This is a genomic window from Buttiauxella ferragutiae, assembly GCF_022637515.1.
Classification (GTDB): domain Bacteria; phylum Pseudomonadota; class Gammaproteobacteria; order Enterobacterales; family Enterobacteriaceae; genus Buttiauxella; species Buttiauxella ferragutiae.
This window is the reverse complement of the sequence record NZ_CP093332.1, coordinates 411,613-432,181: the sequence shown is the minus strand read 5'-3', so window position 1 is coordinate 432,181 and position 20,569 is coordinate 411,613. Positions and strand designations below refer to the sequence as shown.

Below are 20,569 nucleotides of genomic sequence, written 5' to 3'. Positions count from 1 at the left end.
CAAAAGGGAATAATGTGTCTGATTCACTGCGTATTATTTTCGCCGGTACCCCTGACTTTGCAGCGCGTCATCTTGACGCGCTGTTGTCTTCTCAGCACCAGGTTGTTGGCGTATTTACACAACCCGACAGGCCCGCTGGGCGTGGCAAAAAGCTGATGCCGAGCCCTGTAAAAGTACTGGCGACTGAAAAGAATATCCCCGTTTTTCAACCCGCCTCTTTGCGTCCGGCCGAAAATCAGGAACTGGTTTCCAGCTTGAACGCCGATGTCATGGTGGTTGTAGCTTACGGCCTGATTCTGCCAAAAGCAGTTCTGGATATGCCACGCCTGGGCTGTATTAATGTTCATGGCTCGCTGCTGCCACGCTGGCGTGGTGCGGCACCTATCCAGCGGTCGTTATGGGCTGGTGATGCCGAAACTGGCGTGACCATTATGCAAATGGACGTGGGTCTGGATACTGGCGATATGCTGGTGAAACTCTCCTGCCCAATTGAAGCCACTGATACCAGCGCAACACTCTACGATAAGCTGGCAAATCTTGGGCCACAAGGGTTACTGGAAACGTTAAACCAACTGGCTACAGGGCTTGCAACACCAGAAGTTCAGAGCGAGGAATTGGTCACGTACGCTGAGAAACTCAGCAAGGAAGAGGCTCGTATCGACTGGTCGCTATCTGCTGCACAACTTGAGCGTTGCATCCGCGCCTTTAACCCATGGCCAATGAGTTGGCTGGAAATTGACGGCCAACCAGTCAAAATCTGGCAAGCATCAGTAATCAATCAACTCACTGATGCAACGCCTGGAACCATCATTGAAACCAATAAACAGGGTATTCAGGTGGCAACCGGCGAAGGGATTTTAAATCTGGAATCCCTTCAACCAGCAGGAAAGAAAGCAATGACTGCTCAGGATCTCCTGAACTCTCGCAGCGAATGGTTTAAGCCAGGTGCACTTCTCGCCTGATAAAAGAAATTCTTTGCGCCCAGGCCAAACACCTGGGCATTTTTGTTTTTAAGCGCCGGAAAACCAGAGCGTGGTTATGAAAAAAACACTAAATCTTCGCAGTATGGCCGCACAGACGATTGAACAAGTTGTGGAAAAAGGTCAATCACTCAGTAATGTGCTGCCTGCGGCGCAACACAAAGTTTCTGATAAAGATAAAGCATTGCTTCAAGAGCTCTGTTTTGGTGTATTGCGCACTTTGCCGCAACTCGAATGGCTGGTCAGCAAGTTGATGTCCCGCCCAATGACCGGTAAGCAACGCACCATTCACTATTTAATTATGGTGGGTTTTTATCAGCTGCTTTATACCAGAATTCCTGCCCATGCCGCTCTTGCAGAAACCGTTGAAGGTGCGGTTGCAATTAAACGCCAATCGCTCAAAGGTTTAATTAATGGCGTTCTGCGCCAGTTCCAGCGTCAGCAAGAAGAACTGATGGTAGAAGCCTCTAAACACGAGAGCCGTTTCCTGCATCCAACATGGCTACTGCAACGTTTGAAAAAAGCCTATCCAAATCAATGGCAATCCATAGTTGATGCGAATAATCAGCGCCCACCAATGTGGCTGCGTGTTAATCGCCAACACCATACTCGTGAAGAATGGATGGCGTTACTGGCTGAAAGCGAACTGGAAGGTCATATTCATCCTCAGTATCGCGATGCGGTACGCCTGGAAACGCCAGCACCTGTTCATACCTTACCTGGTTTTGAACAAGGGTGGGTTACCGTTCAGGATGCTTCAGCACAAGGTTCGGTAGATCTACTTGATCCGCAAAATGGTGAGATGATCCTTGATTTATGTGCAGCACCTGGCGGCAAGACGACTCATATTTTGGAAGCAGCCCCTAAAGCGCATGTGATGGCGGTCGACATTGATGAACAACGTCTGAAACGTGTACACGAAAACCTTCAGCGCCTGGGTATGACAGCAGATGTGAAATCTGGTGATGGACGATTTCCTGAACAATGGTGCGGCAACCAACAATTTGACCGTATTCTGCTTGATGCTCCTTGCTCAGCTACCGGTGTTATTCGCCGCCATCCAGATATCAAGTGGTTGCGCCGTGACAGGGACATTGCTGAATTAGCTGAGTTGCAGAAAGAGATTCTTGAGGCTATTTGGCCAAGACTAAAATCGGGTGGCACACTGGTTTATGCTACCTGCTCTATCCTGCCAGAAGAAAACTGGCAACAGGTAGCGGCTTTCCTGGCACAGCATCCGGAAGCACAACTGGTTGAAACCGGTACGCCTGAAAAACCAGGGATCCAGAATCTCCCTTCCCCGGAAGATGGTGATGGCTTCTTTTACGCTAAGCTAATTAAAAGCTGATTCAGGTTTGCTGAGTCTTAGGTTTCATCACCAATGAAGCTATAAAAAATGAAAATAATCATTCTCGGTGCGGGCCAGGTCGGCGGCACACTGGCAGAAAACCTGGTAGGTGAAAACAACGACATTACTGTTGTTGATACCAATCAAGATCGTCTGCGCAGCTTGCAAGATAAGTTTGATTTACGCGTTGTGCAGGGGCATGGCTCGCATCCACGCGTTTTGCGTGAAGCCGGCGCAGATGATGCCGATATGCTGGTCGCAGTAACCAGTTCGGACGAAACGAATATGATTGCCTGCCAGGTAGCGTATTCGCTTTTTAATACTCCAAATCGTATTGCGCGTATCCGTGCTCCAGATTATGTGAGGGATGCCGAGCGCTTATTTAACGCCGAAGCGGTGCCAATTGACCACCTAATCGCACCTGAACAGCTAGTTATCGACAATATTTATCGCCTTATTGAGTATCCTGGTGCACTACAGGTTGTTAATTTTGCCGAGGGGAAAGTTAGCCTTGCAGTGGTGAAAGCCTATTATGGCGGCCCGTTAGTGGGCAATGCACTTTCTACTATGCGTGAGCATATGCCGCATATTGAAACTCGCGTTGCTGCTATTTTCCGACACGACAGGCCAATTCGTCCGCAAGGTTCAACTATTGTTGAAGCCGGGGACGAAGTATTTTTCATTGCCGCTTCTCAGCATATTCGAGCGGTAATGAGTGAATTACAACGGCTCGAGAAACCCTATAAACGTATCATGCTGGTCGGTGGAGGGAATATTGGGGCGGGTCTCGCGCAACGTCTTGAAAAAGACTACAGCGTTAAACTCATTGAGCGTGATTCGCAACGCGCGGCCGAACTGGCTGAAATGTTGCAAAACACTATTGTTTTCTATGGTGATGCCTCAGATCAGGAATTATTAGCCGAAGAACATATTGAACAAGTCGATTTGTTTATTGCCGTCACTAACGACGATGAAGCAAATATTATGTCCGCGATGCTAGCGAAGCGTATGGGTGCCAAGAAAGTTATGGTGCTTATCCAGCGCAAAGCCTACGTTGACCTGGTTCAAGGTAGCGTGATTGATATTGCTATTTCACCACAACAAGCCACCATTTCGGCTTTGCTCGGGCACGTGCGTAAAGCCGATATCGTCGGTGTTTCCTCTCTGCGTCGAGGTGTAGCTGAAGCGATTGAAGCCGTTGCTCATGGTGATGAAAGTACTTCACGAGTTGTCGGTCGTTCAATTGATGAAATAAAACTTCCACCGGGAACAATTATTGGCGCAGTTGTACGTGGTAATGACGTCATGATCGCTAATGACAATTTGCGTATTGAACAAGGCGACCATGTAATTATGTTCCTGACAGATAAGAAATTTGTCAGCGATGTAGAAAGATTGTTCCAACCAAGCCCATTCTTCTTGTAATACTATTTGGCGGGGAATTTCTCCGCCAAGCTATTCCAACAATTCTAAAAACCACCATGTTATTAAGGAATTAGCATCAAAATCTTATTACCATAATGTAATGGCAATCGGGTTATCATTTGTTAAACTTATTAACGTCAGCCAGTACAAGGAGAGAAAAATGAGCATGTTAAAAGAATTCCGCGAATTTGCTATGCGTGGGAACGTTGTAGATTTGGCAGTGGGTGTGATTATTGGGGCAGCATTCGGGAAAATTGTTTCATCATTGGTTGCGGATATTATTATGCCGCCACTTGGATTGCTGATTGGGGGCGTTGATTTTAAGCAATTCGCCTTAATTCTACGACCTCCGGCTGGTGATATTCCAGCAGTGGTTATGCATTACGGTATCTTTATTCAAAATATCTTTGATTTCGTGATTGTTGCTTTCGCAATTTTCCTGGCAATCAAAGGAATGAATCAATTGAACCGCAAAAAAATAGAAGAACCTGCAGCGCCAGCGGCACTAACTAAAGAAGAAGTATTACTTAGCGAAATCCGCGACCTGCTAAAACAACAGAACGAGCGAGTTTAATTGCGCTAATTAAACGAGGAAGGCCAGTGGTAAAAAAGCAATTTGCTTGTTTGCCACTGGCCTCCCAGTTACCTTTTTTACCATGCTTAACAGTACGCTGATAGCTTCCCTTCCCTTTCTTATTCTGCTCAACTCGCTGACGAAACAGCGGGTCATGTAACAAAGCCTCAATGGCATTATCTTTGATGACCCCTTTCTTATGCTGATATTTACTCATACAAACTCCAGATTGTTTAAAATAACGGCGCAAGTGTATGCCCGTATTTGCTGAATCGCAATTTATTCTTTTCTCCGACTTGCACCTTGTTCAAGGGCCTCAAGAATTGAACAATATGCAGTGCTGTGAGCACTTCCACAACAAGCATCATTGAGTCTCTGCAACGATCGTCGCATATGCTGAAGTTCTTTTATTTTAGACTCTACTTCTACAAGCCTCGACTGCACGATGCTCTTTGACTCCTGACACGTGTGATGTTCAGGATCAATTCGGATCGACAACAACTCGCGGATAGTTTCCAGTGTAAAACCTAATTGCTTGGCGTAACGAATGAACTTCAGACGCTGCAAATCACTTTCACTATAAAGCCGAAAACCACCTTCAGTTCTGACTTCATGATCCATCATTTGCTGTTTTTCATAGTAACGTATGGTGTCAGGAGTTACATCCGCCAGTCTGGCCAACTCTCCAATGCGAAACATGATCATTCATTCCTCATCAATTTTATGAAGTAATTTGTCGGCATATTCACCGCGAAGAAAATCGGTGCTCATACCTGCCTGTTGCAGTTTTAACTCAAGTAATGCCAGTTTCTTACTTATACCCAGGTACTCTGAATTTTCTCGATCAATTGAATGAAGAAGCTCATTTAGCTCAATGGCATCTTTTCGTTGCTGGAGTACCGGAGGTAAACAACCCGAGTTTTTCAAAATACGCCAGGCTACTCGAAGCTCTGGTGGAATAAATGAATCATCGTCGAGTTTAAGAGGAGCACCGGAGCCCCGTAGAGAGTCACTCCCCATTGCGTTGCGCATCAAGAATATGACGTTCTGACCACTGGTCGATTAACCACATAACTTATGTCGGCGTTTGTTAGAGATGAAATAAAGATACGATGAATTGATGCATGAAGGGAAACTACAGATATAAAAAAACCGGGCAAGCCCGGTTTTTCCATGTTACTACAGATTACTCTGCAGCAGCTTCTGTTTGAGACTCGGCGCGATCAACCAGCTCGATGTAAGCCATCGGAGCATTGTCACCTGCACGGAAGCCACACTTAAGAATACGAGTGTAACCACCAGTACGGGCTGCAAAACGCGGACCCAGTTCATTAAACAGTTTTGCCACGATCTCGTTATCACGAGTACGGGCGAATGCCAGACGACGATTAGCAACGCTATCAGTCTTGGCAAGAGTAATCAGCGGCTCAACTACGCGACGCAGCTCTTTCGCTTTAGGCAGAGTCGTCTTGATGATCTCATGACGAACCAGTGAACCTGCCATATTGCGGAACATAGCCTGGCGATGGCTGCTGTTGCGGTTCAGTTGACGACCACTCTTACGATGGCGCATGACCTTATCCTTCTCAGTAAAACCTTAACCTGTGATCCGGTTACTCGTCAGCGATGCTTGCCGGTGGCCAGTTTTCCAGGCGCATGCCCAGAGACAAACCACGGGAAGCCAGCACATCTTTAATCTCAGTAAGAGATTTTTTACCCAAGTTAGGCGTTTTGAGCAGCTCAACTTCGGTACGCTGTACCAGATCACCGATATAGTGGATAGCTTCTGCCTTAAGGCAGTTAGCAGAGCGGACAGTCAATTCCAGATCGTCAACAGGGCGCAGCAGGATCGGATCGAATTCTGGTTTCTCTTCTTTAACTTCTGGCTGACGTACATCACGTAAATCAACGAAAGCTTCAAGTTGTTCAGCCAGAATGGTTGCCGCACGACGAATCGCCTCTTCAGGATCGATTGTGCCGTTGGTTTCCATTTCGATGACCAGCTTATCCAGGTCGGTGCGCTGTTCTACACGCGCAGCTTCAACATTGTAGGCAATTCGCTCTACAGGGCTGTAGCAGGCGTCGACCAGCAGACGGCCGATTGGGCGCTCATCTTCTTCCGAATGAATTCGGGCAGAGGCCGGCACGTAACCGCGACCGCGCTGAACTTTGATACGCATACTAATAGATGCGTTCTCATCGGTCAGGTGGCAGATCACATGCTGCGGCTTGACGATTTCGACATCACCATCATGGGTGATATCGGCTGCAGTCACAGGGCCAATGCCAGACTTATTCAGAGTAAGAATAACATCATCTTTACCTTGAACTCTCACCGCCAGCCCTTTCAGGTTGAGCAGGATTTCCAGGATATCCTCCTGAACGCCTTCTTTGGTGCTGTACTCGTGTAGTACACCATCAATCTCAACCTCTGTCACCGCGCAACCCGGCATCGATGAGAGCAGAATACGGCGCAGTGCATTACCAAGAGTATGGCCAAAGCCACGCTCTAAAGGCTCAAGGGTCACCTTGGCGTGCGTCGAACTCACTTGCTCGATATCTACCAGGCGCGGTTTTAGAAACTCTGTCACAGAACCCTGCATTGTGTCCTCTCTTTGGTACTAAGCTTTACTTGGAGTAAAGCTCGACGATCAGGTGTTCGTTAATGTCCGCAGACAGATCAGTACGCTCAGGCTTACGCTTGAACACACCTTCCATCTTAGCAGCATCAACTTCCAGCCAGGTTGGCTTTTCACGCTGTTCAGCCAGCTCCAGAGCGGCCTTCACGCGAGATTGCTTTTTGGCTTTCTCACGGATGCTAACTACGTCATTCGGAGTTACCTGATAAGAAGCGATGTTAACAACGCGACCATTTACCATTACTGCTTTGTGGCTAACGAGCTGACGTGATTCTGCACGAGTAGCACCGAAGCCCATACGGTAAACAACGTTGTCAAGACGACCTTCCAGCAGAGCCAACAGGTTTTCACCGGTGTTGCCTTTCAGACGAGCTGCTTCTTTATAGTAGTTACGGAACTGACGCTCCAGAACACCGAACATGCGGCGAACTTTTTGCTTTTCACGCAACTGCACACCATAGTCAGACAGACGCGGTTTACGCGCACCGTGCTGGCCAGGAGCTTGTTCAATTTTACACTTGGTATCGATCGCGCGAACACCAGACTTCAGGAACAGGTCTGTGCCCTCGCGACGGCTCAGCTTGAGCTTAGGACCCAAATATCTTGCCATTTTCTTTCTCCAACATTCCTAAAAACGAGCGTTATACGCGACGTTTTTTCGGCGGACGACAACCGTTGTGAGGGATCGGAGTCACATCAGTAATATTAGTGATGCGGAAACCAGCGGCGTTCAGAGCACGAATGGTAGATTCGCGGCCTGGACCCGGTCCCTTAACCATAACTTCCAGGTTCTTGATACCGTATTCTTTCACGGCTTCTGCGCAACGCTCTGCTGCAACCTGAGCTGCGAACGGAGTCGATTTGCGAGAACCACGGAAACCGGAACCACCGGCAGTTGCCCAACCCAATGCGTTACCCTGACGATCAGTAATAGTAACGATAGTGTTGTTGAAAGAAGCATGGACATGAGCCACGCCGTCAGAGACTTGTTTTCTTACACGCTTACGTGCACGAATTGGTGCCTTTGCCATTATTCAATCACCCCGATTATTTCTTGATCGGTTTGCGCGGACCCTTACGGGTACGTGCGTTGGTCTTCGTACGCTGACCGCGCACTGGCAGACCACGACGATGACGCAAACCGCGATAGCAACCAAGGTCCATCAGACGCTTGATGCTCATACTCACTTCACGGCGCAGATCACCTTCAACGACAAATTTGGCAACTTCGTCACGCAGCGTGTCGATTTGTTCTTCAGACAGCTCTCTGATCTTAACATCTTCAGCGATACCCGCCGCGGCACAAATTGCCTTTGAGCGAGTCTTGCCGACACCGTAAATCGAAGTTAACGCGATTACGGTATGTTTTTGATCAGGAATGTTAATGCCTGCTATACGGGCCACTATGCACTCCTACTATTTAGATTATGCGTCCCATACCGAAAAGCCCGTTTTCAGGATACTCAAATGGAAACGCATAGACATACAAAAGATTGGCTGGCTAATCTAGCCAGCTCAACCCAACTTTGCAAGAAAAATATGCGAGATAATCAGCCTTGACGCTGTTTATGCTTCGGTTCGGCGCTGCAAATCACGCGAATAACACCGTCACGCTTAACGATTTTGCAGTTACGACATAATTTCTTGACGGAAGCACGAACTTTCATTTTTACTCTCCGTAACTTCTCAAGCGACTATTAACGGCCGTAGCCTTTCAGATTCGCTTTCTTCAATGCAGACTCGTACTGACTAGACATCATCAGAGTTTGCACTTGAGCCATAAAGTCCATGATAACCACGACAACAATGAGCAGCGAGGTTCCACCGAAGTAGAAAGGCACTTTCATTGCGTCACGCATGAACTCCGGGATTAGGCAGATAAAGGTAATGTACAACGCACCAACCAAGGTCAGGCGGGTCATTACTTTATCAATATACTTCGCCGTTTGTTCTCCCGGACGAATTCCTGGTACAAATGCACCGGACTTCTTCAGGTTATCTGCTGTTTCACGAGGGTTGAAAACCAACGCCGTATAGAAGAAACAGAAGAAGATGATTGCAGACGCATAGAGTAACACATAAAGCGGTTGCCCAGGCTGCAAATACAGCGAAATTGTAGTCAGCCAGTTCCAACCGGTTCCGCCCCCAAACCACGATGCAATCGTTGCAGGGAACAGAATAATACTGGAAGCAAAGATTGCTGGAATAACACCAGCCATATTCACTTTCAGCGGTAAATGCGTGCTCTGCGCAGCATAGACACGACGACCTTGTTGACGTTTTGCGTAGTTTACCACAATGCGGCGTTGACCACGTTCAACAAAAACAACGAAGAAGGTCACTGCGAATACTAGTACTGCAACCAACAGCAACAGAAGGAAGTGCAGGTCGCCTTGCCTTGCTTGCTCGATAGTATGGCCAACGGCCGGCGGCAAACCCGCAACAATACCAGCGAAGATTATGATTGAGATACCGTTGCCGATACCACGCTCAGTAATCTGTTCGCCCAGCCACATAAGGAACATCGTTCCCGTGACAAGACTCACAACAGCGGTGAAGTAGAATGCAAAGCCTGGGTTTAACACCAGGCCCTGCATACCAGGCATATTCGGTAAACCGGTAGCAATACCGATCGACTGGAATATTGCCAGCACCAGAGTTCCGTAACGGGTGTACTGACTAATCTTACGACGGCCAGATTCCCCTTCCTTCTTCAACTCTGCTAACGCTGGGTGAACCACCGTTAACAGCTGGATAATAATCGATGCCGAAATATACGGCATGATACCCAATGCAAAGATAGAAGCACGGCTGAGAGCACCACCAGAGAACATGTTAAACATTTCAATGATAGTGCCTCGCTGTTGCTCAAGCAGTTTGGCAAGTACAGCGGCATCAATACCAGGGATCGGAATAAAAGAGCCAATGCGGAAAACAATCAGCGCACCGATAACAAACATCAGTCTGCGTTTCAGCTCACCTAGCCCGCCTTTAGCACTTTGAAAATCTAATCCCGGTTGCTTTGCCATCTGCTACTTATTCCTCGATTTTACCGCCAGCAGCTTCGATAGCAGCACGAGCGCCTTTAGTGACACGCAGGCCGCGAACAGTTACCGGACGAGAAACCTCGCCAGACAGAATCACTTTCGCGAATTCAATCTGAATACCGATAATGTTTGCTGCTTTCAGCGTGTTCAGGTCAACTACGTCGCCTTCAACTTTCGCCAGATCAGAGAGACGAATCTCACCGGTGATCATTGCTTTGCGAGAGGTGAAACCAAACTTCGGCAGACGACGGTACAACGGCATCTGACCACCTTCAAAACCACGACGTACGCCACCGCCAGAACGAGAGTTCTGACCTTTGTGACCACGACCGCCGGTTTTACCGAGGCCAGAACCGATACCACGACCCAGACGCTTGGAAGCGTGCTTAGACCCTTCGGCCGGAGACAGAGTATTTAAACGCATCTCTTACTCCTCAACTTTAACCATGTAGGAAACCGCGTTGACCATACCACGTACAGCAGGAGTATCCTCGCGCTCTACGGTGTGGCCAATACGACGCAGACCCAGGCCAAGCAGCGTTGCCTTGTGTTTCGGCAGACGACCGATTGCACTGCGGGTTTGTGTAATTTTAATAGTCTTTGCCATGGTCAATTACCCCAGAATTTCTTCAACGGATTTACCACGCTTGGCAGCGACCATTTCCGGAGACTTCATATTCGCCAGGCCATCAATAGTTGCACGAACCACGTTAATCGGGTTGGTGGAACCATATGCTTTAGCCAAAACGTTATGAACTCCAGCGACTTCCAGAACGGCGCGCATTGCACCACCGGCAATAATACCGGTACCCTGGGAAGCCGGCTGCATGAACACACGAGAACCTGTGTGCACACCTTTAACAGGGTGCTGCAGGGTGCCGTGGTTCAGCGCGACGTTAATCATGTTGCGACGGGCTTTTTCCATCGCTTTCTGGATAGCTGCTGGAACTTCACGCGCTTTTCCGTAACCAAAACCAATGCGACCGTTACCATCGCCAACCACTGTCAGAGCAGTGAAGGAGAAAATACGACCACCTTTAACGGTTTTAGATACGCGATTTACCGCGATCAGCTTTTCCTGCAGTTCGCCAGCTTGTTTTTCGATGTGAGCCATCTTACACCTCTACCTTAGAACTGAAGGCCAGCATCACGGGCAGCATCTGCCAGTGCCTGGACACGACCATGATATTGGAAACCAGCACGGTCAAAGGATACTTTCGTAATACCTTTTTCCAGTGCGCGCTCTGCAACAGCTTTACCCACAGCTGTAGCGGCGTCTTTATTTCCAGTGTACTTCAGTTGCTCAGCGATAGCTTTCTCTACAGTAGATGCAGCTACCAGGACTTCTGAACCGTTTGGTGCGATAACCTGTGCATAAATATGACGAGGCGTGCGGTGAATCACCAGACGAGTCGCACCCAGTTCTTTGAGCTTGTGACGTGCGCGGGTCGCACGACGGATACGAGCAGATTTCTTATCCATAGTGTTACCTTACTTCTTCTTAGCCTCTTTGGTACGCACGACTTCGTCGGCGTAACGAACACCCTTGCCTTTATAAGGCTCAGGACGACGGTAGGCGCGAAGATCAGCAGCCACTTGTCCAATCATCTGCTTATCAGCGCCTTTCAGCACGATTTCAGTTTGAGTTGGACATTCAGCAGTGATTCCCGCTGGCAGAGCATGTTCAACAGGATGAGAGAAGCCCAGGGCCAAACTCACCGCATTGCCTTTAACTGCTGCGCGATAACCTACACCAACCAGCTGCAGCTTCTTAGTGAAGCCTTCGGTAACACCGATAACCATTGCATTTAACAGCGCACGAGTGGTACCCGCTTGGGCCCACGCGTTAGCAAAACCTTCGCGTGGAGCGAAAGTCAGTGCATTATCAGCGTGTTTAACTTCAACAGCATCGTTGATTGTACGAGTCAGCTCGCCGTTCTTACCTTTGATCGAAATAACCTGACCGTTGAGTTTTACCTCTACGCCAGCAGGAATAACGACCGGTGCTTTAGCAACACGAGACATTTTATTCCTCCAATTAGGCTACGTAGCAGATAATTTCGCCACCAAGACCAGCTTGGCGCGCTGCACGATCAGTCATAACACCTTTAGAGGTAGAAACGACAGCAATACCCATACCGGCCATAACTTTAGGCAGCTCATCTTTTTTCTTATAGATGCGCAGACCTGGGCGGCTGACTCGCTGAATGCTCTCTACCACAGCCTTGCCCTGGAAATACTTAAGAGTCAGTTCCAGTTCAGGCTTGATGTCGCCTTCGATTTTAAAATCTTCAATATAGCCTTCTTCTTTCAGCACGTTGGCAATTGCCAATTTCAGCTTGGAGGAAGGCATGGTGACCGCAACTTTATTCGCGGCTTGACCGTTACGGATACGGGTCAGCATATCCGCGATCGGATCTTGCATGCTCATCTGTCTTTACTCCCGTGATTCAATTGGATATTACCAGCTAGCCTTCTTCAAGCCAGGTACTTCACCGCGCATAGCGGCTTCACGAAGCTTGATACGGCTCAACCCGAATTTGCCCACATAACCATGCGGACGACCAGTTTGGCGGCAGCGGTTACGCTGACGGGACGGGCTGGAATCACGCGGCAGAGACTGCAGCTTAAGAACAGCATCCCAACGATCTTCGTCGGATGAGTTCACACCAGAGATGATAGCTTTCAATTCCTCGCGTTTAGCGCGGTATTTGTCGGCCAGTTTCACGCGAACGACTTCGCGTGCTTTCATCGATTGCTTAGCCATTAGTAACCCTACCTTACTTACGGAATGGGAAGTTAAAGGCTGCCAGCAGAGCACGGCCTTCATCATCAGATTTCGCAGTAGTGGTAATGGTAATATCCAAACCACGAACGCGATCGACTTTGTCATAGTCGATTTCTGGGAAGATGATCTGCTCACGGACACCCATGCTGTAGTTACCACGGCCATCGAATGACTTAGCGGACAAGCCACGGAAGTCACGGATACGTGGTACAGCAATGGTGATCAGGCGCTCAAGAAACTCCCACATGCGTTCGCCACGCAGAGTTACTTTACAGCCGATCGGATAGCCCTGACGGATTTTGAAGCCTGCAACTGATTTGCGTGCTTTGGTGATCAACGGCTTTTGACCGGAGATTGCTGTCAAGTCAGCTGCTGCGTTATCCAGCAGTTTCTTGTCAGCGATCGCTTCACCCACACCCATGTTCAGGGTGATCTTCTCGACCCGAGGGACTTGCATGACAGAATTGTAGTTAAACTCAGTCATGAGTTTTGTAACTACTTCGTCTTTGTAGTAATCATGCAGTTTCGCCATCGTACTACTCCAAATTACTTGATAGTTTCGCTATTAGATTTGAAGAAACGGACTTTTTTGCCCTCTTCGAATCTAAAGCCTACACGGTCAGCCTTGCCGGTTGCCGCATTGAAGAGTGCAACGTTAGAAACTTGAATAGCAGCTTCTTTTTCAACGATGCCACCTGGTTGGTTCAGGGCCGGAACCGGCTTCTGATGTTTCTTAACCAGGTTAATACCTTCAACAATAAGCTTGCCGGAAGACAAGACATTCTTAACTTTACCGCGCTTACCTTTATCTTTACCGGTTAACACGATAACTTCGTCATCACGACGGATTTTAGCTGCCATGATTCGCTCCTTAGAGTACTTCTGGTGCCAGAGAGATAATTTTCATGAACTTTTCATTACGCAGTTCACGAGTTACCGGCCCAAAAATACGCGTGCCGATTGGTTGCTCGCTGTTATTGTTTAAAATAACGCATGCATTACCATCGAAGCGAATGACAGAACCGTCCGGGCGACGAACACCCTTCCTGGTGCGCACCACTACCGCTTTCAGGACATCGCCTTTCTTCACCTTACCACGAGGAATTGCTTCCTTGATGGTAATTTTGATGATGTCGCCGACGCCTGCGTAGCGACGGTGCGAGCCACCCAGAACCTTGATACACATTACGCGACGCGCGCCGGAGTTGTCGGCTACGGTCAGCATAGTCTGTTCTTGGATCATTTCAGTGCTCCGCTAATGTCAACTACTACTTCGGGACCCATAATTAGGTCGTTAAAAAGCCCCATAAACGAGGGCGCGGCATTATAACACCGGTTCCTGAATATGGGTAGAAAAAATAAACGGCTCATTTACTGAGCCGTTTATTCGTTAGACAAAGCTCACTGTATTACAGAACAGCTTTATCTACAACGCGAACAAGTGTCCAGGACTTAGTCTTGGACAGTGGACGGCATTCGCGGATTTCAACCACGTCACCGATACCACATTCATTGCTCTCGTCATGTACGTGCAGTTTGGTCGTACGTTTGATGAATTTACCGTAAATCGGGTGTTTCACCACACGTTCGATAGCAACAACGATGGATTTCTCCATTTTGTTGCTAATCACGCGACCTTGCAGAGTACGGATTTTATCGGTCATTACGCACCCGCCTTCTGAGTCAATAAAGTCTTAACACGTGCAACATCACGACGCACTTGCTTCAGCAGGTGAGTCTGTTGCAGCTGGCCACTTGCTGCTTGCATACGCAGATTGAACTGCTCACGCAGCAAATTCAGCAGCTCGGTGTTCAGCTCTTCAACACTCTTTTCACGCAGCTCTTTTGCTTTCATTACATCACCGTCTTAGTTACAAAGGTGGTTTTAATCGGCAGTTTCGCTGCTGCCAGCTTGAATGCTTCACGGGCCAGCTCTTCTGGTACGCCGTCCATTTCATACAGGACTTTGCCAGGCTGAATCAAGGCAACCCAATACTCTACGTTGCCTTTACCTTTACCCATACGCACTTCAAGCGGCTTTTCGGTGATCGGTTTGTCCGGGAATACACGGATCCAGATCTTACCCTGACGCTTAACTGCACGGGTCATTGCACGACGTGCTGCTTCGATCTGACGTGCAGTCAGACGACCACGGCCAACAGCTTTCAGACCGAAAGTGCCGAAGCTAACATCCGTACCAGCAGCCAGACCACGGTTGCGGCCTTTGTGCACTTTACGGAATTTTGTACGCTTTGGTTGTAACACAGCGACTCTCCTTACTTACGGCCTTTACGCTGCTGCTTTTTAGGTTGAGCAGCCGGTTTTTCCGGTTGTTCAACAGCAGCCATCCCACCCAGGATCTCACCTTTGAAGATCCACACTTTAACGCCGATTACACCATAAGTGGTGTGCGCTTCAGAGGTGTTGTAGTCAATGTCAGCACGCAGTGTGTGCAATGGCACGCGACCTTCACGATACCATTCGGTACGTGCGATCTCAGCGCCACCCAGACGGCCGCTAACTTCAACTTTGATACCTTTAGCGCCCAGACGCATGGCATTCTGTACAGCACGCTTCATAGCACGACGGAACATAACACGACGTTCCAGCTGTGAAGTGATGCTATCAGCAACCAATTTTGCGTCCAGTTCAGGCTTACGAACTTCGGCGATATTGATCTGTGCAGGAACGCCAGCGATATCCGCTACGACCTTGCGCAGTTTTTCTACGTCTTCGCCTTTCTTACCGATTACGATGCCAGGGCGAGCAGTGTGAATAGTCACACGGATGCTCTTAGCTGGACGCTCGATAACGATACGAGATACAGACGCCTTCGCCAGTTCCTTAGTCAGGTACTGACGAACTTTAAAATCGCTGTCCAGGTTGTCAGCGAATTCTTTGGTGTTCGCAAACCAAGTAGAGTTCCAAGGTTTTACAATACCCAGGCGAATACCATTAGGATGTACTTTCTGACCCATTGCTAGTCTCCAGAGTCTCAGCGATCGGACACAACCACAGTAATGTGGCTGGTGCGCTTCAGGATGCGATCTGCACGACCTTTTGCACGCGGCATAATGCGCTTCATGCTTGGGCCTGCGTCTACGAAGATTTTCGCGACTTTCAGATCGTCAATGTCAGCGCCATCGTTGTGTTCAGCGTTAGCAATGGCAGATTCCAGAACTTTCTTGACCAATACAGCCGCTTTCTTGTTGGTGAAGGTCAAAATTTCCAGTGCCTGCGACACTTTCTTACCGCGAATAAGGTCTGCAACAAGGCGAACCTTTTGAGCAGAAGAACGAGCGTGGCGATGTTGAGCTAAAGTTTCCATCTCTTCCTCCTACTTATTTCTTCTTGGCTTTTTTATCAGCAGCGTGGCCGCGATAAGTACGTGTCGGTGCAAATTCACCCAGTTTGTGACCGACCATTTCGTCGGAAACAAATACCGGAACATGCTGACGACCATTATGGACAGCGATGGTCAAACCGATCATGTTAGGAAAGATCGTTGAACGACGGGACCAAGTGCGCAGGGGCTTCTTGTCACCGCTTTCCACCGCTTTCTCTACCTTCTTCAGCAAGTGCAGGTCAATAAAAGGACCTTTCTTGAGAGAACGTGGCATGGCTTATCCTCTAAAATTATTTGCTACGGCGACGTACGATGAATTTATCAGTACGCTTGTTGCTGCGGGTCTTCTTACCTTTGGTCTGAACGCCCCACGGAGTTACCGGGTGCTTACCAAAGTTACGACCTTCACCACCACCATGTGGGTGGTCGACTGGGTTCATCGCAGTACCGCGAACGGTAGGACGAACACCACGCCAGCGTGCAGCACCTGCTTTACCCAGAACGCGGAGCATATGCTCAGAGTTGCCGACTTCGCCCATGGTTGCACGGCAGTCAGCTTCGACTTTACGCATTTCACCAGAACGCAGACGCAGGGTAACGTAAGCACCATCACGTGCAACGATCTGCACATAGGTACCAGCAGAACGTGCAAGCTGACCGCCTTTACCTGGTTTCATTTCTACGTTATGAACGGTAGAACCAACCGGGATATTGCGCATCGGCAGGGTGTTACCTGCTTTGATTGCAGCATCAACGCCAGATTGAATCTGGTCGCCAGCTTTCAGGCCTTTAGGGGCCAGGATGTAACGGCGTTCGCCATCTTTGTACAGAACCAGTGCGATGTTCGCAGAACGGTTCGGATCGTACTCAAGACGTTCAACAATTGCCGGGATACCGTCTTTGTTGCGTTTAAAGTCAACAATACGATAAGCCTGCTTGTGACCACCACCGATGTGACGAGTAGTGATACGACCATTGTTGTTACGGCCACCGGATTTGCTGTTTTTTTCAACCAGCGGAGCAAATGGTTTGCCCTTATGCAGCTCAGGGTTGACCACTTTAACTACGTGGCGACGACCCGGAGATGTCGGTTTACATTTAACAACTGCCATTGTTTTTCTCCTCCGACTTACTCAGCGCCGCCGACGAAGTCCAGATTCTGGCCTTCCTTCAGGGTGACGTAAGCTTTTTTCCAGTCGCTACGACGACCGATACGCTGTCCATGACGCTTAGTTTTACCTTTAACAACCAAGGTATTAACGCCTTTAACTTCAACTTCGAACAGTTTCTCAACAGCAGCAACGATCTCTGCTTTGGTCGCGTCTTTTGCAACTTTGAGAACGATGGTATTTGTTTTTTCCATCGCCATAGATGCTTTTTCAGATACGTGCGGCGCGCGCAGTACTTTCAGCAGACGTTCTTCACGGATCATGCCAGCATCTCCTCAACTTGCTTAACTGCATCAGCAGTCATAACGACTTTGTCGAAGGCGATCAGGCTAACTGGATCGATTGTTGCTGCGTCGCGCACGTCAACCTTATGCAGGTTACGCGCAGCCAGGAACAGATTCTCATCCAGTTCGCCAGTTACGATCAGCACATCTTCCAGGGCCATGTCTTTCAGTTTCTGAGCAAGCAGCTTAGTTTTAGGCGCTTCAACAGAGAACTGTTCGACAACGATCAGACGATCCTGACGTACCAGTTCGGACAGAATGCTTTTCAGCGCTCCGCGGTACATCTTTTTGTTAACTTTTTGACTGTGGTCCTGCGGGCGAGCAGCGAAGGTTACGCCACCGGAACGCCAGATCGGGCTCTTGATAGAACCTGAACGCGCACGGCCGGTACCTTTCTGGCGCCACGGCTTTTTACCGGAACCAGTTACTTCAGCACGGGTCTTCTGAGCACGAGTACCTTGACGGGCACCAGCTGCATAAGCAACTACAACCTGGTGTACCAGCGCTTCGTTGAAATCACGACCGAAGGTAGTTTCGGAAACAGTCAGCGCGCTTTGCGCGTCTTTCAATACTAATTCCATTGCTATCTCCTCACGCCTTCACAGCTGGTTTAACAATAAGGTCGCTACCGGTTGCACCCGGAACTGCACCCTTAACCAGCAGCAGGTTGCGCTCAGCGTCAACGCGTACTACATCCAGGCTCTGAACAGTTACACGTTCGTTGCCCAGTTGGCCTGCCATTTTCTTGCCTTTGAACACTTTGCCCGGAGTCTGGTTCTGACCGATAGAACCCGGAACGCGGTGAGACAAGGAGTTACCGTGTGTAGCGTCCTGGGTACGGAAGTTCCAGCGCTTAACGGTACCTGCGAAACCTTTACCTTTAGAGGTGCCAGTTACGTCAACTTTTTTAACTTCAGCAAACAGCTCAACGCTAATGTCTTGACCTACAGTGAACTCTTCGCCTTCTGCAAGACGGAATTCCCAAAGGCCACGGCCAGCTTCTACGCCAGCTTTAGCGAAGTGACCAGCTTCCGGCTTAGTTACACGGCTAGCTTTTTTAGCGCCAGTGGTAACTTGAACAGCACGGTAGCCGTCGTTAGCCAGGTCTTTAACCTGAGTAACACGGTTTGCTTCTACTTCGATCACGGTTACTGGGATAGAAACGCCGTCTTCTGTGAAGATACGGGTCATACCCACTTTTTTACCGACTAAACCAATCATTGTTTCAACCTCTCAATCGTCAATGACCTGATTAACCCAGGCTGATCTGCACGTCAACACCAGCAGCCAGATCCAGACGCATCAGAGCATCAACGGTTTTCTCAGTTGGCTCAACGATGTCAACCAGACGCTTGTGAGTGCGAATTTCGTACTGATCACGCGCGTCTTTGTTGACGTGCGGAGAGATCAGAACGGTAAAGCGCTCTTTGCGGGTCGGCAGCGGGATCGGACCACGTACTTGCGCACCAGTGCGCTTAGCAGTCTCGACGATTTCCGCAGTTGATTGATCGATCAGACGATGATCAAACGCTTTAAGGCGGATACGGATTCTTTGGCTCTGCATGAGACCATAGCTCCAATTATTTTATAGACGAAAAAAATCACTACTCACACCCATTACGATTGATGGGGGAGTGTAATCGTTCATACATAGTTCCCCAATTGGGAACATTGTCGACAGCAGCTTCGCTGTCAGGCTCATATCGAGCCAGCCGTCGATTAAGACAGGCCCGCGCATTATACGTAAATCTGCTTCTTAAGCAAGTCATGGATACGAATTAAACAATCTTTTGCATCTGGTTGCACTTCACCTCCCACAAAATTTGTAACACGATCTGATTAGCATATTCTCTGCGGAACATTACACGTAACTCTTCAAACTCCATTTTGCTTTACAAAGTTCATTGATTTAGCTTTAAAACTCATTTTGCCTGATACTGGTCAACCACGATGCTTATAGTCCCTTCTCTTCCGGCATTCCTTTTTATTGGCCTGCACATTGGCTGTCTATTGCGTTTAGCATGGGTCGATTATCATTGCCTACTTCTACCAGATAGATTGACGTACCCTCTGCTTTGGTCTGGTTTACTTTATCAAGTCTGTTTTTCCACTGACCATTTGTCGGAATGTGTAATAGGTGCAATTGCTGGGTATATGATTTTATGGATGCTTTACTGGATTTACTTTCTTTGGCGCAAGGTCGAGGGCATTGGCCACGGTGATATGAAGCTTTTGGCTGCACTAGGGGCATGGCATGGATGGCAAAGTCTGGGTTGGATTATATTTGCTGCAGCGATGACTGGTCTAATATGGGCATTAATAACACGAGTTTATCGGAAGAATTACGTGTTACTGACTACCACTCCGCTACCTTTCGGACCAAACCTTGCGATAGCGGGTGGTTCTATAGGGTGGATATGCACTTCCTTCCCACAGTTTAAAGAACTCAGTTTCCTTCTTTGATTTGCGACTGAAGATAATTCTGCAAACCAATTTTAGAGATGAGGTCCAATTCAGTTTCCAGCCAGTCAATATGATGCTCTTCTTCAGTAAGAATTTGGATGAGCATATCGCGACTGACATAATCATGAATGGTATCTGCGTAAGCAATAGCCTCACGTAAATCTTTGGCACCATCCAGTTCTAGTTTGAGATCAGACTGAAGCATTTCTTCAACATCTTCACCGATATGAAGTTTGCCTAAGTCTTGCAGGTTAGGAATGCCTTCGAGGAACAAAATACGCTCGATATATTTATCGGCGTGTTTCATTTCATCAATGGATTCGTGATATTCAACTTCGTTGAGGCGCATTAAACCCCAGTTTTTGAACATTCTCGCATGGAGAAAATACTGATTGATCGCGACAAGCTCGTTTCCCAATAATTTATTGAGATAATTTATTATCTTAATATCACCTTTCATTTTTTACTCCCTCCGCTTCCACTACATGAAGCGTAGATGTAGCACG

General features: G+C 48.3%; 36 protein-coding genes and 1 pseudogene. 5 read left to right on the top strand and 32 right to left on the bottom strand.

Annotated features, from left to right (window positions below; translation table 11 throughout):
• The first annotated feature begins 14 nt into the window (after window positions 1-14).
• The 4 genes from fmt to mscL all read left to right on the top strand — a co-directional run bounded on the left by fmt (window position 15) and on the right by mscL (window position 4,327).
• Window positions 15-962: a methionyl-tRNA formyltransferase gene (fmt, locus tag MNO13_RS01990; RefSeq protein WP_133522084.1), complete on the top strand. Its 948-nt coding sequence runs from the start codon at window positions 15-17 to the stop codon at window positions 960-962.
• 76 nt (window positions 963-1,038) lie between these two features.
• Window positions 1,039-2,328, top strand: a complete 1,290-nt coding sequence (gene rsmB / locus MNO13_RS01985; protein WP_121814780.1) for a 16S rRNA (cytosine(967)-C(5))-methyltransferase RsmB — start codon at window positions 1,039-1,041, stop codon at window positions 2,326-2,328.
• A gap of 48 nt (window positions 2,329-2,376) precedes the next feature.
• Window positions 2,377-3,753 (top strand): Trk system potassium transporter TrkA, encoded by a 1,377-nt coding sequence (trkA, locus tag MNO13_RS01980; RefSeq protein ID WP_064542983.1) that lies wholly within the window; start codon window positions 2,377-2,379, stop codon window positions 3,751-3,753.
• Between the two features lie 160 nt (window positions 3,754-3,913).
• Entirely contained in the window at window positions 3,914-4,327 is a 414-nt protein-coding gene (gene mscL, locus MNO13_RS01975; protein WP_241939476.1) for a large-conductance mechanosensitive channel protein MscL, read from the top strand.
• Here the strand turns inward: mscL and MNO13_RS01970 are convergent.
• The 31 genes and pseudogenes from MNO13_RS01970 to rpsJ form a co-directional block, all read right to left on the bottom strand.
• The gene (locus tag MNO13_RS01970) at window positions 4,281-4,544 is read right to left on the bottom strand and encodes an alternative ribosome-rescue factor A (protein WP_237931890.1); all 264 of its coding nucleotides are present in this window, start codon (window positions 4,542-4,544) and stop codon (window positions 4,281-4,283) included. The two genes, mscL and MNO13_RS01970, sit on opposite strands and share 47 nt — an antisense overlap.
• A 62-nt stretch (window positions 4,545-4,606) precedes the next feature.
• Complete coding sequence (zntR, locus tag MNO13_RS01965; protein WP_064543007.1) at window positions 4,607-5,026, bottom strand: Zn(2+)-responsive transcriptional regulator; 420 nt, start codon at window positions 5,024-5,026, stop codon at window positions 4,607-4,609.
• A gap of 6 nt (window positions 5,027-5,032) precedes the next feature.
• Window positions 5,033-5,399: pseudogene (locus tag MNO13_RS01960) on the bottom strand (DnaJ family domain-containing protein).
• A gap of 114 nt (window positions 5,400-5,513) precedes the next feature.
• Window positions 5,514-5,900: a 50S ribosomal protein L17 gene (gene rplQ / locus MNO13_RS01955; RefSeq protein WP_034461760.1), complete on the bottom strand. Its 387-nt coding sequence runs from the start codon at window positions 5,898-5,900 to the stop codon at window positions 5,514-5,516.
• A 40-nt stretch (window positions 5,901-5,940) separates the two neighbouring features.
• Window positions 5,941-6,930: a DNA-directed RNA polymerase subunit alpha gene (locus tag MNO13_RS01950; protein ID WP_034461761.1), complete on the bottom strand. Its 990-nt coding sequence runs from the start codon at window positions 6,928-6,930 to the stop codon at window positions 5,941-5,943.
• A gap of 25 nt (window positions 6,931-6,955) precedes the next feature.
• Window positions 6,956-7,576, bottom strand: coding sequence for a 30S ribosomal protein S4 (gene rpsD / locus MNO13_RS01945; RefSeq protein ID WP_034461762.1), 621 nt, complete (start codon window positions 7,574-7,576; stop codon window positions 6,956-6,958).
• 31 nt (window positions 7,577-7,607) lie between these two features.
• Window positions 7,608-7,997: a 30S ribosomal protein S11 gene (gene rpsK / locus MNO13_RS01940; protein WP_002438687.1), complete on the bottom strand. Its 390-nt coding sequence runs from the start codon at window positions 7,995-7,997 to the stop codon at window positions 7,608-7,610.
• 16 nt (window positions 7,998-8,013) lie between these two features.
• Window positions 8,014-8,370, bottom strand: coding sequence for a 30S ribosomal protein S13 (gene rpsM / locus MNO13_RS01935; protein ID WP_034461763.1), 357 nt, complete (start codon window positions 8,368-8,370; stop codon window positions 8,014-8,016).
• 146 nt (window positions 8,371-8,516) lie between these two features.
• Complete coding sequence (gene rpmJ, locus MNO13_RS01930) at window positions 8,517-8,633, bottom strand: 50S ribosomal protein L36 (protein ID WP_000868187.1); 117 nt, start codon at window positions 8,631-8,633, stop codon at window positions 8,517-8,519.
• Between the two features lie 30 nt (window positions 8,634-8,663).
• Complete coding sequence (gene secY / locus MNO13_RS01925) at window positions 8,664-9,995, bottom strand: preprotein translocase subunit SecY (RefSeq protein ID WP_034499015.1); 1,332 nt, start codon at window positions 9,993-9,995, stop codon at window positions 8,664-8,666.
• 7 nt (window positions 9,996-10,002) lie between these two features.
• On the bottom strand, window positions 10,003-10,437 hold the full coding sequence (gene rplO, locus MNO13_RS01920) for a 50S ribosomal protein L15 (RefSeq protein ID WP_034461765.1): 435 nt from the start codon (window positions 10,435-10,437) through the stop codon (window positions 10,003-10,005).
• 3 nt (window positions 10,438-10,440) lie between these two features.
• Entirely contained in the window at window positions 10,441-10,620 is a 180-nt protein-coding gene (gene rpmD, locus MNO13_RS01915) for a 50S ribosomal protein L30 (protein WP_004846568.1), read from the bottom strand.
• Window positions 10,621-10,626: 6 nt separating this feature from the next.
• Window positions 10,627-11,127 (bottom strand): 30S ribosomal protein S5, encoded by a 501-nt coding sequence (rpsE, locus tag MNO13_RS01910; protein WP_034461766.1) that lies wholly within the window; start codon window positions 11,125-11,127, stop codon window positions 10,627-10,629.
• Window positions 11,128-11,141: 14 nt separating this feature from the next.
• Window positions 11,142-11,495: a 50S ribosomal protein L18 gene (rplR, locus tag MNO13_RS01905; protein ID WP_034461768.1), complete on the bottom strand. Its 354-nt coding sequence runs from the start codon at window positions 11,493-11,495 to the stop codon at window positions 11,142-11,144.
• Between the two features lie 9 nt (window positions 11,496-11,504).
• The gene (gene rplF / locus MNO13_RS01900; RefSeq protein ID WP_034461769.1) at window positions 11,505-12,038 is read right to left on the bottom strand and encodes a 50S ribosomal protein L6; all 534 of its coding nucleotides are present in this window, start codon (window positions 12,036-12,038) and stop codon (window positions 11,505-11,507) included.
• 13 nt (window positions 12,039-12,051) lie between these two features.
• The gene (gene rpsH, locus MNO13_RS01895; protein WP_034461770.1) at window positions 12,052-12,444 is read right to left on the bottom strand and encodes a 30S ribosomal protein S8; all 393 of its coding nucleotides are present in this window, start codon (window positions 12,442-12,444) and stop codon (window positions 12,052-12,054) included.
• Window positions 12,445-12,474: 30 nt separating this feature from the next.
• Entirely contained in the window at window positions 12,475-12,780 is a 306-nt protein-coding gene (gene rpsN, locus MNO13_RS01890) for a 30S ribosomal protein S14 (RefSeq protein ID WP_034499021.1), read from the bottom strand.
• A 13-nt stretch (window positions 12,781-12,793) separates the two neighbouring features.
• The gene (gene rplE / locus MNO13_RS01885; RefSeq protein WP_034461772.1) at window positions 12,794-13,333 is read right to left on the bottom strand and encodes a 50S ribosomal protein L5; all 540 of its coding nucleotides are present in this window, start codon (window positions 13,331-13,333) and stop codon (window positions 12,794-12,796) included.
• A 14-nt stretch (window positions 13,334-13,347) separates the two neighbouring features.
• Window positions 13,348-13,662 carry a 50S ribosomal protein L24 gene (rplX, locus tag MNO13_RS01880; protein ID WP_034461774.1) on the bottom strand — a complete coding sequence of 105 codons (315 nt, stop codon included), beginning with the start codon at window positions 13,660-13,662 and terminating at the stop codon, window positions 13,348-13,350.
• Window positions 13,663-13,672: 10 nt separating this feature from the next.
• Complete coding sequence (rplN, locus tag MNO13_RS01875) at window positions 13,673-14,044, bottom strand: 50S ribosomal protein L14 (protein ID WP_002438705.1); 372 nt, start codon at window positions 14,042-14,044, stop codon at window positions 13,673-13,675.
• A 166-nt stretch (window positions 14,045-14,210) separates the two neighbouring features.
• On the bottom strand, window positions 14,211-14,465 hold the full coding sequence (rpsQ, locus tag MNO13_RS01870; protein WP_034499024.1) for a 30S ribosomal protein S17: 255 nt from the start codon (window positions 14,463-14,465) through the stop codon (window positions 14,211-14,213).
• Window positions 14,465-14,656 (bottom strand): 50S ribosomal protein L29, encoded by a 192-nt coding sequence (gene rpmC / locus MNO13_RS01865; protein WP_008457158.1) that lies wholly within the window; start codon window positions 14,654-14,656, stop codon window positions 14,465-14,467. The genes rpsQ and rpmC overlap by 1 nt, the downstream gene beginning before the upstream one ends.
• Window positions 14,656-15,066, bottom strand: coding sequence for a 50S ribosomal protein L16 (gene rplP / locus MNO13_RS01860; protein WP_008927134.1), 411 nt, complete (start codon window positions 15,064-15,066; stop codon window positions 14,656-14,658). The genes rpmC and rplP overlap by 1 nt, the downstream gene beginning before the upstream one ends.
• An 11-nt stretch (window positions 15,067-15,077) precedes the next feature.
• Window positions 15,078-15,779 (bottom strand): 30S ribosomal protein S3, encoded by a 702-nt coding sequence (gene rpsC / locus MNO13_RS01855; protein ID WP_000529945.1) that lies wholly within the window; start codon window positions 15,777-15,779, stop codon window positions 15,078-15,080.
• A 17-nt stretch (window positions 15,780-15,796) separates the two neighbouring features.
• The gene (gene rplV, locus MNO13_RS01850) at window positions 15,797-16,129 is read right to left on the bottom strand and encodes a 50S ribosomal protein L22 (protein WP_034461779.1); all 333 of its coding nucleotides are present in this window, start codon (window positions 16,127-16,129) and stop codon (window positions 15,797-15,799) included.
• Between the two features lie 13 nt (window positions 16,130-16,142).
• Entirely contained in the window at window positions 16,143-16,421 is a 279-nt protein-coding gene (gene rpsS / locus MNO13_RS01845; protein WP_001138115.1) for a 30S ribosomal protein S19, read from the bottom strand.
• Window positions 16,422-16,437: 16 nt separating this feature from the next.
• Window positions 16,438-17,259 (bottom strand): 50S ribosomal protein L2, encoded by an 822-nt coding sequence (gene rplB, locus MNO13_RS01840; protein ID WP_034499027.1) that lies wholly within the window; start codon window positions 17,257-17,259, stop codon window positions 16,438-16,440.
• A gap of 17 nt (window positions 17,260-17,276) precedes the next feature.
• The gene (rplW, locus tag MNO13_RS01835) at window positions 17,277-17,579 is read right to left on the bottom strand and encodes a 50S ribosomal protein L23 (protein ID WP_034499029.1); all 303 of its coding nucleotides are present in this window, start codon (window positions 17,577-17,579) and stop codon (window positions 17,277-17,279) included.
• Window positions 17,576-18,181: a 50S ribosomal protein L4 gene (rplD, locus tag MNO13_RS01830; protein ID WP_034461782.1), complete on the bottom strand. Its 606-nt coding sequence runs from the start codon at window positions 18,179-18,181 to the stop codon at window positions 17,576-17,578. Before rplD ends, rplW begins: the two co-directional genes overlap by 4 nt.
• Before the next feature lie 10 nt (window positions 18,182-18,191).
• On the bottom strand, window positions 18,192-18,821 hold the full coding sequence (gene rplC, locus MNO13_RS01825) for a 50S ribosomal protein L3 (RefSeq protein ID WP_034461783.1): 630 nt from the start codon (window positions 18,819-18,821) through the stop codon (window positions 18,192-18,194).
• Window positions 18,822-18,852: 31 nt separating this feature from the next.
• Window positions 18,853-19,164, bottom strand: coding sequence for a 30S ribosomal protein S10 (gene rpsJ, locus MNO13_RS01820; RefSeq protein WP_034461784.1), 312 nt, complete (start codon window positions 19,162-19,164; stop codon window positions 18,853-18,855).
• A 386-nt stretch (window positions 19,165-19,550) separates the two neighbouring features.
• Here rpsJ and MNO13_RS24405 point away from each other — a divergent pair, with 386 nt between their 5' ends.
• Complete coding sequence (locus MNO13_RS24405; RefSeq protein ID WP_074388513.1) at window positions 19,551-20,063, top strand: prepilin peptidase; 513 nt, start codon at window positions 19,551-19,553, stop codon at window positions 20,061-20,063.
• Here the strand turns inward: MNO13_RS24405 and bfr are convergent.
• Entirely contained in the window at window positions 20,047-20,523 is a 477-nt protein-coding gene (gene bfr, locus MNO13_RS01815) for a bacterioferritin (RefSeq protein WP_064542973.1), read from the bottom strand. The two genes, MNO13_RS24405 and bfr, sit on opposite strands and share 17 nt — an antisense overlap.
• Window positions 20,524-20,569 lie beyond the last annotated feature (46 nt).